The organism is Paenibacillus sp. JT31N17 (assembly GCF_056269255.1).
In genome coordinates this window covers 353,583-369,325 of the sequence record NZ_JBWDNP010000003.1, presented here as the reverse complement: position 1 = coordinate 369,325, position 15,743 = coordinate 353,583, and the positions used below count along the sequence as shown (strand labels likewise).

Below are 15,743 nucleotides of genomic sequence, written 5' to 3'. Positions count from 1 at the left end.
GTGTCATATTGATTATAACGAAAACCGACGGCAATTGAGATTGCCGCCGCTCGTTATTTTTGAATTTTATGTGTCTTGACAGCAGATTTTAGCAGGAGTTCAACTTCCTTGGGTGTTAAATGACGATACTTTCCTCTTTTCAGTCCAAGCAGACTAAGCTCTCCGAATTTGATTCTGCGCAGCAGAATCACCGGATGGGAAATCGCGTCGAACATACGCCTTACCTGGCGGTTGCGGCCTTCATAAATCGTAATGGATATCGTAGACAGGTTCTTCTCCGTATCCACATCATGATACTCCACCTCGGCGGGAGCCGTCATCCCGTCCTCGAGCATGACGCCGTTCTGCAGCTTCTCCAGCAAGCTGCCGTGAGGCACGCCCTTCACGGTCGCCCAATAGGTCTTGGGCACATGATGGCTGGGATGGGTAAGCAGATTGGCAAACTCCCCGTCGTTCGTCAGAAGCAGAAGCCCTTCCGTATCATAATCCAGTCTTCCGACCGGATATACCCGCTCCGTTATGCCGTGCAGAAAGTCGGATACGATCGTGCGTCCCTGTGGATCGCTTGCGCTCGTAATGACCCCCTTAGGCTTGTTAAGAACCAGATAAAGCTTTTTCTCGCTCTTAATAGGCTTTCCTTTTACTGTAATGATATCCAAGGCCGGGTCTGCTTTCACCCCTAGCGTTGTAACAGGCTCGCCATTGACTTCAACCTGTCCGGATAAAATAAGCTCTTCGCATTTACGCCGTGAAGCCACGCCCGCATGCGCCAAAATTTTCTGTAAACGTTCCAATGCTTTCACCTCATCCTTCATAATACCCTAAAAGCGGCAGCAAAGGAAAGGTTGATCAAAGAAGCCCGTCAAGGGAGGCTGCCGTCTCTTTGGAAGGAGATCATGCAGCCCCTTAACGGGCTTTGAGCGATTGTTTCATCCAAACACATATAAACAGATGATAATAGCTGCTATAAAGCCGACCAGATCGGAGAAAAGCCCAACCTTCAGGGCATAGCGGCTGCGGCGGATGCCGATCGCTCCGAAATAGACAGTAAGCACGTACAAGGTCGTATCCGTGCTCCCTTGAATCGTCGAGGCCATGCGTCCTATCATCGAATCGGGTCCGAAGGTTTTGATCAGCTCCGCAGTAAACGCGAGCGAGCCCGCTCCGGTCAGAGGCCTGAGCAGGCCCAGGGGGAGCACTTCACTGGGTACGCCCAGCTGATCAAGCAGGGGACTGATCAAAGAAGCAAGCATATCCATCGCTCCCGAAGCCCGGAACATGCTGATGGCAACCATCATCCCCACGAGATGAGGAATAATGTTAACGGCTGTGCCGAAGCCGTCTTTGGCACCCTCCAGAAACGTCTCGTAGACTGGAATTCTGCGAAAGGCGGCGTACAGCGGAATAAATACGATAATAAAAGGGATCATCCAGGCCGATATCACCGTTATCCATTCATACAAGAACCTCACCCTTTCCGCTGCCAACGCTTCCGTCAGGCGGGGCGCCGTCATGAGCAATGAACTCACGGGGTGCCTTTACAGGCGAATCAATATGACCTCCGTCCTTGTCCGTCCATTTCGGCGGCTTAGCGCGGCTTCTGTACCAGCGGTCAGCTGCGATGGCAGCTACGGTGGCCACCAGCGTTGCAGCCAGGGTAGTCCCGACAATTTCGGCCGGATGCGCCGAGCCATAGGTCATCCGGATAGCAATCAGGGTAGTGGGCACCAGTGTGATACTGGAAGTATTGAGAGCGAGAAGTGTGCACATGGCGGGCGTTGCCGTTTCCTTGTCGGGATTCAGCTTCTGCAGCTCCTGCATGGCTTTGATCCCCATGGGCGTGGCCGCATTGCCGAGTCCCAGAATATTGGCGCTCATATTGCTCATAATGTAGCCGAGCGCCGGATGCCCTTTGGGGACATCCGGAAACAGGAAGCGCACCACGGGCTGAAGCAGCGAGGCCATTTTGCGGAGGAGACCGGCGTCTTCGGCAATCCGCATCAATCCCAGCCACAGCACCATGACGCTGATTAAGCCGAAACTGACCGATACGCCGTTCTTGGCCCCCTCGAAGGCTGCTTCCGTCAGGGCTTCCATACGACCATTCATGACCGCGGCAACAAAGCTGATTGCAATAAAAAATAACCAGATCCAGTTTACCATCCTGCCCTCTCCTTCCCTCCAAATAACATAGAGAGTGTCAGTTTCAACGCACTTCCGAATGAATGCATTGCCGGCTTGGCGGCAGTGAGATCGGCATCCTTCTCGTCCGCAGGTGCCCGTTCCGGCTGCTGAGTTTGCTGAATTCGGCTGCTCTGCGGTTCATATACAGGTGTAGAGCCGATTTTCACATCCCCCATATACCAATCAATTTTCCCCCGCTCACCGAGCAAGTACTCGGTCTTCCTGGAATCGGTCAGCACCAGCTTGGAGCGAAGCTGCTCCTTCTCCCCCTCCGCAAACGGATAAAGCATTGTGCGTCCTACCGACAGGGGATAGCCATTAACCGCCTGTCCCTTGTGGGTGACCTCGGCAAGCGGATAGTTGGCAAAGCCCCAATCCAGCAGCTTCTGGTGATCAAGCCAATCATTGCCGTCGTTCAACGTCACAACGGCCAGCTGCTGGCCTTCTCTTGTCGCCGAGCTGACCAGGCAGCGTAATGCCTGTTTGGTGTAGCCGGTTTTCACTCCATCCGCCCCGTCATACATCGTGAGCATTTTATTTTTGTTTTTCCATGTATAGTCCCATTCATCATTTGGATTGGGGGCCGTTTTCACTTTGGTTTTCACAATTTCTTTGAAGGTCGGATTCTTCAGCGCGTAAGCGGTCAGCTTGGCCATATCATTGGCCGTCGAATAATGACCCTCGATATCAAGTCCATGCGGGTTCATAAATTGTGAATTCGTCATCCCCAGCATCTGTGCCTTATCGTTCATCATGTGGACGAAGCCTTCCTCGGAGCCGCCTACATGCTCGGCAATCGCCGTTGCCACATCATTGCCGGAGCGCAGCATCAAGCCGTAAAGCATATTCTGCAAGCTCATTTCCTCACCCAGCTTCAAATAAATCGATGAGCCTTCCCTGCCTGCCGCCCGCTTGCTTGTTTTCACCATATCCGAGAGCTTGCCATGCTCAATGGCCACAATGGCCGTCATGATTTTGGTCAGACTGGCGATTTTCATCTGTTCATCACCCTGGGAGGTGTATAGAAGACGCCCGGATTCCACATCGATGAGAGCGGCAGCTTTCGCATGTGTCGTAATCGGCTCCGGAGCGTCGGCATATGCAGCAAGCGGGGCACCGATACCAGTGATCCCTGAACATGCAAGGGTTACTATCCCCGTAAGACCAATCAATAAACGGACAAGCCTCATACGCTTCCTCCTAAAGAGTTTTTGGTGGTCTTCATTGAATAACCACCCTTGAATACCAAAAACTCGCTTCGTAAGCATAAACTTAGAGTTTTTCGTGGTCTTCATTGAATAACCACCCTTGAATACCAAAAACTCGCTTCGTAAGCATAAACTTAGAGTTTTTGGTGGTCTTCATTGAAATCCACCCTTAAATACCAAAAACTCGTTTTCATTGTGATTCAGCCACTGTTCTTAGGCATATGTAATCTCTGGTGAATGGGTCTTGTACTATTATATGAACAAGCAGTCTGGTTATGCCCTTTGTCCTGTTGTCCGGACAAGCACGTAAAAAAAAGAAACCGCCGGGGATGAACGGTTTCTATAGGTGCTATCAACTTACGAACTCCAAAGCCCGTTAAGACACGGAGCATTTTAGATATATTTTCCTTCGGTTCGGTCGTGCCGGTCAATATGAAGCGAATCACGATCACGGTCACGATCAATATCCAGATCGTCCCGCTGGAACATGCTTTGGATTTTCTCAAAAACCTTCGGTGCGGAGTCAATGACACGCTCCATAAGATGAGTCTGGTTATCAAGAGGTACAATACGGACGCCATGTACGCCCACTACCAGAAAAGCGATAGGCGTGATGGATACGCCGCCGCCGCTGCCGCCTCCGAAGGGAAGCGACACGGATGCCGAATGTCCTTCATGCTGCTTGGAATGGTGCTCGGTCTCATGATCAAACCGGATATCACTGCCGCCTGCCACAAAACCAAAGCCAACCTTGGATATCGGCATAATAACACTGCCGTCCGGAGTCTGGACGGGATCGCCAACGATAGTATTTACATCCACCATTTCTTTAATATTTTCCATTGCGGTTTGCATTAAGCCTTGAATCGGATGGTCTGCCACTGGGTTATCCTCCTTAAGATCGATCATATCGTCAAATCCCAACCTGCACATTGCAGTCTTTAGCGTTCCCCCAAGCCGCATCCTTTATGTGATTCAGGCACGCATTAAAATACGCTGCCAGCCAACCAGACCCTTGGGAATGCCGTTGACCTTCTTCAGGCGGTACATCAATACGATAGTGGCATAAATCGCGTAACCAAGACGGATTCTTGCTTTAAACCGGCCTTCTGTTGCAAAATAAACCTGGTTATATACAGGCTGTACCGTGAGCACGGGATCATGAGTCAAGCGGATAAGCTGGGATAGCAGGCCAATTGACGTTGTTTTGGCCGACCAGATGAAGCCGGTTACCATGGCCGTCCATACCGCATCGCCGGTCCCCACTGCCGTATGCCATTTCCATTCGGTTACATGAATATGTCCGAGGGTCCGCCTGGCCCACCCGAGCAGATCTCTGGTTTGCCCAAGTATCTTTAGAACGCTTTGAAAAGACTTCATAGCCGTTTGTGAATCCAAATGGTCAGTAGATGATTGCTGTTTGCTTCCACCAAGATTCTCTTCGGCCGCTTCTTTTTTTACTTCCAGACCTTTTTCTTTCTTCCGTATATCGGATAGCTTCCAGTGGTAATGAACCAATCCCATAAGTGCGCGGATCTGCAGCTCAGCCTGATCATCCTGGCCGATCCGCTTCACATGACCACGAATCACGACAGGCGAAAGTGCAGCGGCTAACAAGAGCAAAAAAAAGAGACCTGCCGCGATCATCCATCCGAGCGGGTACCCTAGCATGGGCGTCTTTCCCCCGTTTCCCTATAATTGGTCGGATATAGTATGACCTAACGGACAAATCTCATTCATGCTTCATCATCATGTGCTGCATCAGGCACTTCGTCAATCGTAATCTGACGGTTCTCAAGCTTGTCGAACAGCAGCTGCGTTTGCTCGTCCAGCGAATCATCATCGACCTCGGCCGGTTCGGGCAGCGCATCCAGACTGGCCAATCCGAAATAATCCAGGAATGATTTGGTCGTCCCGTACAGAATCGGCCGTCCAATCGCTTCGGCACGACCCACGCCTTCAATCAGATCTTTGACAACCAGCGTATGCAGGGCCCGATCACTCTTGACGCCGCGAATTTCTTCGATATCCACTCGTGTAATCGGCTGCCGGTATGCCACAATGGACAAAGTTTCCAGCGCCGCCTGCGACAGGCTTGATCTTGTCGGCGTATAGGCCATCCGCTCAAAATAGGAGGAATGGGCCGGGTTTGTCGTCAATCTGAACGCGCCGGCAACGAATGACATCTGAATACCGCGTTTTTTCTGCTTTAATTCCTTCATCAAATCCTTGGCGATATCGGAGGCTACCGTGGCATCCAGCTCTAAAATATCCGCCAGCTGCTTGACGCTCAAGCCTTCGTCTCCAGCCATAAAAAGCAGGCCTTCAATAATCGATTTCAACTTCGAGAATTCCACTTTCTACTGCTTCTCCTCTCCAATGAACGACTATATCGTCAAATAATTGATGCTGAAAACATGTAACCTGCTTCATCTTCATCAGTTCCAGAATGGCGAGAAAGGTAACGACAATTTCATGGCGGCCCATCTCCTCGCGAATCAGCTTGGAGAAGCGGACGGTCTCATGCTCGCGCAGCAGGTCCATAATATCACGGATGCGGTCCTTCACCGAGATCTCGTCCCGGTGAATAGTCGACACCATATTTCGTCTGACCGCCTTGCGCAGCGCCTTCTGGAACGCTTTGATCAGGTCTCCGACATGCAGCCCTTCAATGGGGTTAACCGGCTCAGCCTTCATGAATGGCGTCAGATCCTCCGGCTCCTTCGTATAAAGAAGGCTCCGTTCGAATTCCTGCTCCCGCAGCTGCTCCGCAATTTGCTTGAATTTCCTGTATTCCACCAGCTTCGCAATCAATTCGTCATGAGGGTCCAGACCATCGTCTTCCCACATGTCATAATCATCCTCGATAACCGGCGGTTTCGGAAGCAGCTGTCTGCTTTTGATGGACAACAAGGTAGCCGCCATAACGAGAAATTCGCTCGTAACTTCCAGCTCCAGCTCCTGCATTGCACTTAAGTAATCCATATATTGATCCGTAATTTCACTGATGGATACCTCGTGAATGTCAATCTCTGCTTTATCGATCAGATGAAGCAGTAGATCAAGCGGACCTTCGAACGCTTCCAGTTTGTATGTTACCGTCATGACGGCCAAGCCCCTCCTTACCCTTGCAGCTGTCTGGTCAGGTTAGCCATCTCAATGGCCGTTACCGCCGCTTCCCATCCTTTATTGCCCGCTTTCGTACCCGCGCGCTCAATAGCCTGCTCGATCGTGTCCACAGTAAGAACGCCAAAGATTGTCGGGACGCCGGTTTTCAGAGCTACAGCCGAAACTCCCTTGGCTGCCTCATTGCATACATAATCAAAATGCGGAGTCGATCCGCGTATTACCGCGCCAAGGGTTATGACAGCGTCGTATTTCCCGCTCTCTGCCATCTTCTGGGCGATCAGCGGGATTTCAAATGCGCCTGGAACCCAGGCCACTTCCACATTGGCATCATCCGTGCCATGACGCTTGAATGCGTCAAGCGCGCCGCCAAGCAGCTTGCTGGAAATAAATTCATTGAACCGTCCAACGACGACTCCAAAGCGTTGACCTTCATTTACAATTAAATGTCCTTCATATATATGCGGCATTTTGATGTCATCCTTCCATAATTGGGTTTGTCTTTGCCTCTATAAGGCAAGAAATTAAATTTCAAATTCCAGCAAATGGCCCAGCTTTTCCTTCTTGGTGTGGAGATATTTCTCATTGTCCTTATTGGATACCATTTGAATCGGAACACGTTCAACCACTTCTATTCCATAACCTTCAAGCCCTTTAATTTTGCGCGGGTTGTTGGTTAACAGACGCATTTTGCGAATGCCCAGATCTTTCAGGATTTGAGCGCCAATGCCGTATTCCCGCAAATCGGGAGCGAATCCCAATTTAATATTCGCGTCAACCGTGTCGAATCCCTGCTCCTGCAGCACATAGGCCTTTAATTTGTTGATCAGACCAATTCCGCGGCCCTCCTGGCGCATATAAAGCAGAACGCCGGAGCCGGCTTCCTCAATCTGGCGGAGCGCCGCTTCAAGCTGCGGACCGCAATCACAGCGGTGGGAATGGAACACATCGCCGGTCAGACACTCCGAGTGGACACGAACCAGTGTCGGCTTGTCGGGATCGATCTCGCCTTTAACAAGGGCCACATGCTCCTTGTTGTCCACCTCATTCGTATAGGCTACAGCGCGGAATACACCAAAATCAGTCGGCAGATTGACATCAACCGCACGCTCGATAAGCTTTTCCTTCTCATTGCGGTAATGTATCAAATTCTGGATGGTGATCAGCTTCAGGTTATGCTTGTTTTTGAATTCCACCAGGTCGGGAAGCCGGGCCATGGTGCCATCCTCTTTAATGATTTCACAAATTACCGCAGCAGGTGCGGAACCGCACATCCGCGCCAGATCGATAGCGGCTTCGGTGTGTCCGGTACGGCGCAGGACGCCGCCTTTTTTGGCTATGAGCGGGAAGATATGGCCCGGGCGGCGGAAATCGGCGGCTTTGGTATTCGGATTCATCAAAGCCTTGACCGTCTGTGAGCGCTCGCCAGCGGAAATGCCTGTCGATGTGGATATATAGTCAACGGATACGGTGAAGGCTGTACCGTGATAATCCGTATTATGCGTAACCATTGGCGGCAGCTCCAGCTCCTCGGCACGCTCCTGGGTGATGGGCACACAGACAAGGCCGCGGGCTTCAGAAATCATAAAATTAATGATTTCCGGCGTTGCTTTATCCGCCAGCGCAATCAGATCGCCTTCATTCTCGCGGTCTTCGTCATCCACAACAATAACCGCTTTGCCCAGAATAAGATCATAAATCGCGGCTTCGATGCTGTCAAATACTTCGTCTTCCTTTAAATACGAATTCTGCTGCTCTTCTGTCATGCTGGTATCCTCCTTTATCGTCTAGGTGTCGGTCGTTTAATAAAAGCCATTGTCAGCCAAAAACGCGGCTGTGATCCCTCTGGAGCCGGCCGCCTGCTTGCCGCCGCCTGCGCCGTTAGCTGCGCCCTCTTTAGCTCCGCCTTTGAAGTGGAGCAGATGGTCCACATATTTGCCCAGTACATCGCATTCGATATTGATGCTGCTGCCCGCCTGTTTCAGCTGCAGAGCTGTCGCGCGAAGCGTGTGGGGAATAATCGAGACTGTGAAAGCAATGGAATCCACATCGACCACCGTCAGGCTGATACCGTCAACTGTGATCGAGCCTTGCGGAATTACATACCTCATCAAGTCGCTGTCATGCGGCCGAATCGTAAAAACAACCGCGTTTGCATCCGTTGTCCGGGTAGCAATGGTTCCTGTCCCATCCACATGTCCCTGAACAATATGGCCGCCGTAGCGTCCCCCCGCTTTCATAGCCCGCTCCAGATTGACCCGGTCGCCTGGCCGTGTATCCTTCAGGTTGGTATGGCGAAAGGTTTGCGGCATCACATCTGCCGTGAAAGTTGAACCCGACAGCTCCGTTACCGTCAGGCAAACGCCATTTACGCTGATGCTGTCGCCAATCGCCGCATCCTCCAGCACGCGGGAAGCTTCGATCGTCATCATCATCGCTTCCCCCTGCTTATAGCTTCGCTTCAGGGCGCCAATTTCCTCAATCAGACCTGTAAACACGCCCACACCTCCCTTACAATTTCTTCAATCTTATTAATCTGCTTCCGGCAGATGCTTGTAATCCGGATAACCTGTCAGGCAAAGGTCACTGCCGATACGTTCAAAAGTCAGCTCAGACAGTTCAATCGCCTCGCTCATTTTTTCAAATCCGCCAAACGTGAAAGCTTCGGGGGAAGAGGGACCGCCTATCAGCTTTGGCGCAACGAAGAGGATAATCTTGTCGATAAGCCCAACTTCCAGCATAGAGCCGTTCAGCACGCCTCCGCCTTCGAGCAGAATGGAAGCAATCTCAAGCTCGCCGAGCTTGTGCATCGCAATGCGCAAATCAACTCTATCGCCCGACCCGCAGCTAAGCACCTCTACCCCTTGTGACTCAAGCTCAGCTCTTCTCCCGGTATCAGCGCCCTCGACAGTCAGCACAATGACGCGGGAGGTAAGGTCCTTTACAAGCCTTGCCTTGGCTGACAGGCGAAGCCTGGAGTCGACTACAATGCGGATTGGGTGAAGAGCCGGGACGCTCAACCGCGTCGTTAATTCCGGATCGTCCGCGATTGCCGTCTGCACCCCGATCATGATCGCCATATTCTGATGCCTTAAGGTGTGTACAAGCGCACGCGATTCCGGTCCGCTTACATACCGGCTGTCACCCGTCCTCGCGGCGATTTTCCCGTCCAGCGTCATCGCTGTTTTCATCGTTACATAAGGCAGCCTCTTGGTAATGAATTTATTGAAGGCTTCATTCATACGGCGCGATTCTTCACCCAGCAGTCCGACCTCAACGGCGATCCCTTCTTCCCGAAGACGGGCAACACCGCGGCCTGCAACCAAGGGATTGGGATCGAGACAAGCGACCACTACCCGGGAAGCCTTTGCTTCGATAATCCGTTCACAGCAGGGTGGGGTCCTGCCATGATGACTGCATGGCTCAAGGGTTACATAAACGGTGGACCCTTCCGCATTTTCTCCAGCCATTGCAAGCGCATGTACCTCGGCGTGGCCTTCCCCCCGCTTGAGGTGGGCTCCAAGACCGACAATACGGCCTCCATTCACCACGACACAGCCGACAACCGGATTAATGCCGGTTTGCCCTTTTGCTTTAGACGCCATGTCCAGGGCCAGCTTCATGTACATTTCGTCATCCAGCACCTCAATGGAAATAAAAAATCACCCCTATGCAGGCAAGCTGCCAACGGGGTGATGGTTTGAAAATCTTGAAAAAGACGGATCAAAGGCACATTCAAACAAACCAGTCATCTTTGTGAAAAAAAGAACAAAGAAGACAAGAAATGAAAATGAGCTTTGCAAACGTCCCCTTCTCCCATCCAGACTGTACTGTCGGTCCCGGATTTACACCAGGTCCACCGTTTCACTGCCGAATCCTCACTAGGAGAACCGATATTATGCGAAACGGGTCACGGACTGACAAAGCCGGAATTCGGTATACCCTCATTCTCATGCTTTGATCACCGCCGGTTGGGAATTTCACCCGACCCCGAAGGTAGTTGCAAATATTTGATGTTGCTTAATCCTACCAAACAAATGGATTAACTTGATTGAAATAGTACCACTTGAAAATGAAAAAAGCAAGGATTTTCATCCTTGCCTCAGTCAATAGCCCAATAGGCTTGCACTTTGAATTTTAATTTAATTATCAGGTTTGTTTCATTTTGTCTTAAGGTAGGGCCGCTATACTTCTAAATAACGACCCCCCATTCATATAGATTGACTTGACCCGCTCATGCCAAGCGGGTCCTTTTTTTATTTCTTATAGCCCGGCATGGTGTAATCCTGATTGGTCAGTTTAGGCAGTATCTTCATGGATTCAATATGCTTTTTCGTCTCCAGCGTGCCGATTTGATAAATATATGCGTACAAATCTCGAATATCTTCGCTATACTGCTCTTCCGATTTATCATGATCCGAGGATTTAAACGGAATGATTGCGCGCAGCGATGTGATATCGTCCGTATATTTTTCCTTGTCCAGCTTATGCTGAAGCAGAGCAAGCTCGTCCTCGCTCGCCTGAACGGTTAATTGGTCTGTTCCGGTCAATTCCGTTTCAATCGTTCCTGAAGTGATGGACACATAATAGGTTTGAGGCAACATATGGACCCCTCCTCTCGATTCGCAGCATTCCGGCCGTAACAGCCGGCGAAAACGGTAATATTAGCTGCGTTAAAGGTTATTAAACGAGTCCCCGCGCTGCGAAACAAACAACCCGTGCAGGCATGAACGCCTGCACGGGTTGTTTGTTTACCGATATATAATAATTTTAAACTTCAACGACTTCCACTTTTTGCATTTTGTCGCGGCCTTTAAAGCCATCCACATGCTCCATGCCCTCGGTTACTTTGCCGAAAACCGTGTGCTCTCCGTCCAGATGAGGCTGCGGCTGAAACACGATGTAGAACTGGCTTCCCCCTGTGTTGCGGCCGGCATGGGCCATGGCAAGCGCTCCGCGCTCATGCTTGTTCGGGTTGATCTCACAATCGATCTGGTAGCCTGGACCGCCGTTGCCAATACCGTTCGGACATCCGCCTTGTGCGACAAAGCCAGGAATGACACGATGGAATACAAGACCGTTATAAAAGCCGTCATTTGCCAGCTTCTCAAAGTTTGCTACCGTATTGGGCGCATCCTTTTCGAACAGGTCGATTTTTACCTCTGCGCCGTTTTCCATGGTGATTTTTGCTTGTTTTGCCAATTTAATCATATCCTTTCTGGAATTAAAATTAACATCCCCCTAAATCCCCCTTTGCTAAGGGGGACCCCAGGGCGCTCCGCCCCTGGACCCCGGACTGGGCGTGACTGCTGCGGGGCCGTCTTCGATGAAACTTTCGGCGGTGGGATCGTTTACGTCCGCTTACCCGGACACACTTGACTTTTTCCGCGTGTAAGACACTTTTTGCCCGTGGTGCCTGCTGCTTTCAACGCTTTCCCATAACCGCCTGCTGCTTGCCGCGTCCTGCCTTCCGTCCGGAAGCTGACCTTTAGAGATCCGTTCGGCTGCGCCAAACGTTATAGGCTTGTTTGAAACAACAGTCCCTTAAAGAAAGGTCAACGACATCAAACCTTAAAGATCAAGACATCAGAGATTAAGGATCAATATACTACACCTTAAAGATCAAGATACCAATACTTGAGGACAAGATCAAGGGATCGTTCGGCTGGGCCAAACGTTTGGTATTACAAAGCTGAAAGCTGTCTTGCATCTGACTTTTGATATTATAGCATGAACCTATGGGTATACAAAGCATGTCCCCCACAGAAAATCCATCAGCTGTGGGGGACATGGGTGACAACGGGATAATTCAGCGCTTTATTTGGCTGCGGATTGCTGCAGCATGCGGGCCGGGATGACGTCATTGCCGATAATATCGTCCATCGACTCGCGTTTGACCACAACATCTGCCTGGCCGTCTTTGACAAATACGACTGCCGGACGGCGAATCCGGTTGTAGTTGCTCGCCATGGCGTAGTTGTAGGCTCCTGTACAGGAGACAGCGAGCAGGTCGCCGATTTCCGCTTTTGGCAGCTCCAGATCCAGGATAAGCTTGTCGCCGCTCTCGCAGCATTTGCCGGCAACGGTTACGGTTTCTACAACCGGGTCGTTGGCGCGGTTGGCGAGCATAGCTTCGTATTTGGACTCATAAAGAGCAGGACGGGGATTGTCGGTCATCCCGCCGTCTACAGCAATATATTTGCGGACACCCGGGATTTCTTTGCTTGTCCCGATCGTGTACAAGGTCGTTCCCGCATCGCCTACCATGCTTCTGCCTGGCTCGACCCAGATCTCCGGAAGCGGATAGCTGGCTGCCGAGAAGTTGGATTTGATGGAATCCGTAATGGCCTTCACATATTGAGAAATCGGGAGCGGTGTGTCGACCTCGGTGTAGCGGATGCCAATGCCCCCGCCAAGGTTGATGACGCGGAATGTGATCTTCAACTCATCGCGTACTTTAACGGCAAAGCCGGCTACTTTGTCGACCGCCATCTGGAAGCCTTCGACTTCAAAAATTTGCGAGCCGATGTGGGAATGTACGCCCAGCAGCTCAAGATTAGCCAGCGAAGCCGTTTCTTCAATAGCGCGATAAGCGGAGCCATTGCCCAGATCGAAGCCGAATTTGGAATCGGTTTGACCTGTTGAGATGTAATCATGGGTATGGGCCTCGACACCAGGCGTGATGCGCAAAAGCACATTGACTTTTTTGCCTTTGTCGCCAGCCAATGCGTTCAGCAGAGCAAGCTCGATGAAATTGTCCACAACAAAACAGCCGATATTGGCATCAAGCGCCATGTTGATTTCCTCCGGAGTCTTGTTGTTGCCGTGGAAATGAATGCGTCCAGCCGGGAATCCCGCTTTGATAGCGGTGTACAGCTCGCCGTCCGATACGACATCAAGGGAAAGATCCTCCTGCTCCGCAATCGCGCACATCGCCATAACGCTGAATGCTTTACTGGCGTAGGCTACCTGGAATTTCAGGCCCGATGCCCGGAAAGACTCGACATATTCGCGGGCACGCTGGCGAACAAGCGCCTCATCGACGATATATAACGGTGTTCCGAACTGCTTCGCGAGATCCGCGGTATCGCAGCCGCCAATCTCCAAATGTCCCTGCGGGTTGATTTTGCTGGTTCCGTGTAAGTACATGTATTTCCCTCCGTGTTCTCCAATTATTCGAATTGGCTGGTTTGCACCATTTAACACGAGTATACCCGATTCCCCCGCTGACCGAAATGGATAAATACGCATTAGATTTGTATTTTTTGCAAAATGGAATCACTTCTTGTTGCTCTCGGGCATCCGTTTGCGCTGCTGCGGCTTAAGCATATTCGGACGGGTGCGGTTGTGCAGGACAGGTATGCGGATGATGACACTCCATAGTCCCTGCATATCAAACGGAATGAACGGCCACATATAGGGACGGTTGAATGATCGGCTCACGACCAGATAGATAAGCAGAAAGGTTGTCCCGATCATGAAGCCCGGCACCTTGAACGCAGCCACCGCAACAATGAGAATCAGACGGACGATCCGGTTCGCAAGACCAAGCTCATAGCTTGGTGTCGCAAACATTCCGATTGCAGAAACAGCCATGTACAGAATGACCTCATTGACGAACAGCCCGGTCTGCACCGCGATATCGCCGATCAGTATAGCGGCTATCAATGACATGGCTGTCGCAAGCGGCGTAGGTGTATGTACAGATGCCAGCCGCAGCAAATCAACGCCGAGCTCGGCCAATAGAAATTGAGCGACAAGCGGCAGCCGACCTGCCTTCTGCACGCCAACAAATTCAAGGAAAGGCGGCTTCAGCTCCGGCTGGAGCGTGAACAAAAACCATATCGGCAGCAAGAAAAGGGATGCCAGTATGCCTATATAACGCACCCAGCGCAAGTACGTGCCAATGAATGGCGTTTGGCGGTTTTCCTCGGCATGCTGAATCAGATCAAAGAAGGTTGTCGGCAGCATCATGACGCTGGGTGTCGTATCCACGAAGACGGCAACATGGCCCTCCATCAGATGCACGGCCACCACATCGGGCCGCTCCGAATACCTTACAAGTGGAAAAGGGTTCCATCCCCGCTTCACGGTTGCTTCCTCAAGCTGCTTGTCAGCCAGCGGCAGACCGTCCAGCTTGACCTGCGATATTTTATCCCGAATCGATTCCACCAGTTCCATGTCGGCGATATCGTCGATATAAGCCAAACAGATATCCGTCTGGGTGCGGTCTCCGAGCCTCATGATTTCATAGCGCAGATGCTTGTCCCGCAGCCGTCTGCGCACGAGCGTTACATTCACAAGCATCGTTTCCACAAACCCGTCGCGGCTGCCGCGCACGACGCGTTCAAGCGACGGCTCTTCCGGCTGACGTGAGGGGAAGCTCTTGGCATCGATCATGAGCAGCGTGCTTTCCCCATCTATATAGAGCGCCGTTGCGCCGGACATCACGGCTGTCATCATATTATCCCAGTCGCTTTCACGGGCGACCTGGACAGCCGGGACGTATAATTCAAGGAAGGAGTGAATCACGCCTGTGGATAAATCTTCAGGCTGCAGATACGTCAAGCGCTTCAGCACCTCTGTAAGCACCGTATCCTTGGCAAAACCATTAAGGAAAAACAATGCGGTCCGCTTATCGCCGAAAGTCATTTCCCTGACGACCACATCGAAGCTTTTTTTATACCCGATCTCATCCTCCAGTTTCTTGATAAATAGCTCAAGCACCACCGGTATCGGATTCGGATCGCGTTTTTGCTCCTCCTGCCTCTGCTCTTTCCACCTCCCGATAATAGGATCTATTTCGAATTCCTGCTCTTCCCCAAACGCCGGTCCGGCCTGACTCTTATCAGCATTCCGTCTGTCAGACGCAGGCACGGAGTCCCCAGCTGCGAATTCCCGCTTAAGCTTAAAGCCCCGCTCCTCTCCGTCAGTTGATTCTGCTTCTACAGCCGGGTTCTGCTCCTCTCCGTCAGTAGAGATTGTCCGCATTCCCTCGTCTTCTGCCGCTTCCATCCCGAGATCCTGCTTTCCTTCGCCGGTTGATTCTGACTGGAGCTGTTTCTCTTTATATCCGGGTTCTTCCTCGCCTACCCTCTCCTCACTTCCTGCAGAATCTGCCTGAGGCATCCCTCCCGGCGCTTCCATCCTTTCACCGGAGTCTTCTCTGCCACCCCCATGTTCTTCTTGCACATCCTCCAGGGCATCTGCGAGAATCTCAAGTTC

The 15,743-nt window shown here is 51.4% G+C and carries 16 protein-coding genes and 1 riboswitch; all 16 genes read right to left on the bottom strand.

The features are described from left to right. Positions 1-53 precede the first annotated feature (53 nt). Positions 54-794, bottom strand: a complete 741-nt coding sequence (locus AC0YOB_RS13420) for a pseudouridine synthase (protein ID WP_475786490.1) — start codon at positions 792-794, stop codon at positions 54-56. A gap of 135 nt (positions 795-929) precedes the next feature. After that, a complete protein-coding gene (locus tag AC0YOB_RS13415; protein ID WP_379114571.1) occupies positions 930-1,463 on the bottom strand; it encodes a spore maturation protein in 534 nt (177 codons plus the stop codon). Further along, complete coding sequence (locus AC0YOB_RS13410) at positions 1,456-2,163, bottom strand: nucleoside recognition domain-containing protein (protein WP_475793228.1); 708 nt, start codon at positions 2,161-2,163, stop codon at positions 1,456-1,458. The genes AC0YOB_RS13415 and AC0YOB_RS13410 overlap by 8 nt, the downstream gene beginning before the upstream one ends. After that, a complete protein-coding gene (locus AC0YOB_RS13405) occupies positions 2,157-3,374 on the bottom strand; it encodes a D-alanyl-D-alanine carboxypeptidase family protein (RefSeq protein ID WP_475793227.1) in 1,218 nt (405 codons plus the stop codon). Before AC0YOB_RS13405 ends, AC0YOB_RS13410 begins: the two co-directional genes overlap by 7 nt. A gap of 411 nt (positions 3,375-3,785) precedes the next feature. Beyond that, positions 3,786-4,274: a GerW family sporulation protein gene (gene ytfJ / locus AC0YOB_RS13400; protein ID WP_475786487.1), complete on the bottom strand. Its 489-nt coding sequence runs from the start codon at positions 4,272-4,274 to the stop codon at positions 3,786-3,788. A 93-nt stretch (positions 4,275-4,367) separates the two neighbouring features. Continuing rightward, positions 4,368-5,063 (bottom strand): DUF2953 domain-containing protein, encoded by a 696-nt coding sequence (locus AC0YOB_RS13395; protein ID WP_475793226.1) that lies wholly within the window; start codon positions 5,061-5,063, stop codon positions 4,368-4,370. A gap of 65 nt (positions 5,064-5,128) precedes the next feature. Next, entirely contained in the window at positions 5,129-5,749 is a 621-nt protein-coding gene (gene scpB, locus AC0YOB_RS13390) for an SMC-Scp complex subunit ScpB (protein ID WP_210041642.1), read from the bottom strand. Then, positions 5,718-6,497: a segregation and condensation protein A gene (locus AC0YOB_RS13385; RefSeq protein ID WP_475767963.1), complete on the bottom strand. Its 780-nt coding sequence runs from the start codon at positions 6,495-6,497 to the stop codon at positions 5,718-5,720. The genes scpB and AC0YOB_RS13385 overlap by 32 nt, the downstream gene beginning before the upstream one ends. Positions 6,498-6,514: 17 nt before the next feature. Continuing rightward, entirely contained in the window at positions 6,515-6,988 is a 474-nt protein-coding gene (gene ribH / locus AC0YOB_RS13380) for a 6,7-dimethyl-8-ribityllumazine synthase (protein WP_210041652.1), read from the bottom strand. A 54-nt stretch (positions 6,989-7,042) separates the two neighbouring features. Then, positions 7,043-8,284, bottom strand: a complete 1,242-nt coding sequence (locus tag AC0YOB_RS13375) for a bifunctional 3,4-dihydroxy-2-butanone-4-phosphate synthase/GTP cyclohydrolase II (RefSeq protein WP_475793225.1) — start codon at positions 8,282-8,284, stop codon at positions 7,043-7,045. A gap of 36 nt (positions 8,285-8,320) precedes the next feature. After that, the gene (gene ribE / locus AC0YOB_RS13370) at positions 8,321-9,016 is read right to left on the bottom strand and encodes a riboflavin synthase (RefSeq protein WP_475767966.1); all 696 of its coding nucleotides are present in this window, start codon (positions 9,014-9,016) and stop codon (positions 8,321-8,323) included. 33 nt (positions 9,017-9,049) lie between these two features. Beyond that, positions 9,050-10,147 (bottom strand): bifunctional diaminohydroxyphosphoribosylaminopyrimidine deaminase/5-amino-6-(5-phosphoribosylamino)uracil reductase RibD, encoded by a 1,098-nt coding sequence (gene ribD, locus AC0YOB_RS13365; protein WP_475793224.1) that lies wholly within the window; start codon positions 10,145-10,147, stop codon positions 9,050-9,052. A gap of 175 nt (positions 10,148-10,322) precedes the next feature. Then, a riboswitch (FMN riboswitch) is annotated at positions 10,323-10,520 on the bottom strand. Between the two features lie 254 nt (positions 10,521-10,774). Beyond that, positions 10,775-11,122 (bottom strand): hypothetical protein, encoded by a 348-nt coding sequence (locus tag AC0YOB_RS13360; RefSeq protein WP_475786481.1) that lies wholly within the window; start codon positions 11,120-11,122, stop codon positions 10,775-10,777. A gap of 166 nt (positions 11,123-11,288) precedes the next feature. Next, positions 11,289-11,720: a peptidylprolyl isomerase gene (locus AC0YOB_RS13355; RefSeq protein ID WP_210041668.1), complete on the bottom strand. Its 432-nt coding sequence runs from the start codon at positions 11,718-11,720 to the stop codon at positions 11,289-11,291. A gap of 615 nt (positions 11,721-12,335) precedes the next feature. Continuing rightward, positions 12,336-13,667 (bottom strand): diaminopimelate decarboxylase, encoded by a 1,332-nt coding sequence (gene lysA, locus AC0YOB_RS13350; RefSeq protein ID WP_210041670.1) that lies wholly within the window; start codon positions 13,665-13,667, stop codon positions 12,336-12,338. Positions 13,668-13,796: 129 nt separating this feature from the next. Then, on the bottom strand, positions 13,797-15,647 hold the full coding sequence (locus AC0YOB_RS13345) for a spore germination protein (RefSeq protein WP_475793559.1): 1,851 nt from the start codon (positions 15,645-15,647) through the stop codon (positions 13,797-13,799). Positions 15,648-15,743 lie beyond the last annotated feature (96 nt).

Bases quoted from the DNA above. Each gene is read 5' to 3' on its own strand.
- AC0YOB_RS13410 (WP_475793228.1), bottom strand. From the start codon at position 2,163: ATGGTAAACTGGATCTGGTTATTTTTTATTGCAATCAGCTTTGTTGCC.
- AC0YOB_RS13405 (WP_475793227.1), bottom strand. From the start codon at position 3,374: ATGAGGCTTGTCCGTTTATTGATTGGTCTTACGGGGATAGTAACCCTT.
- AC0YOB_RS13395 (WP_475793226.1), bottom strand. From the start codon at position 5,063: ATGCTAGGGTACCCGCTCGGATGGATGATCGCGGCAGGTCTCTTTTTT.
- AC0YOB_RS13385 (WP_475767963.1), bottom strand. From the start codon at position 6,497: ATGACGGTAACATACAAACTGGAAGCGTTCGAAGGTCCGCTTGATCTA.
- ribH (WP_210041652.1), bottom strand. From the start codon at position 6,988: ATGCCGCATATATATGAAGGACATTTAATTGTAAATGAAGGTCAACGC.
- AC0YOB_RS13375 (WP_475793225.1), bottom strand. From the start codon at position 8,284: ATGACAGAAGAGCAGCAGAATTCGTATTTAAAGGAAGACGAAGTATTT.
- ribD (WP_475793224.1), bottom strand. From the start codon at position 10,147: ATGTACATGAAGCTGGCCCTGGACATGGCGTCTAAAGCAAAAGGGCAA.
- AC0YOB_RS13360 (WP_475786481.1), bottom strand. From the start codon at position 11,122: ATGTTGCCTCAAACCTATTATGTGTCCATCACTTCAGGAACGATTGAA.
- lysA (WP_210041670.1), bottom strand. From the start codon at position 13,667: ATGTACTTACACGGAACCAGCAAAATCAACCCGCAGGGACATTTGGAG.
- AC0YOB_RS13345 (WP_475793559.1), bottom strand. From the start codon at position 15,647: ATGCCTCAGGCAGATTCTGCAGGAAGTGAGGAGAGGGTAGGCGAGGAA.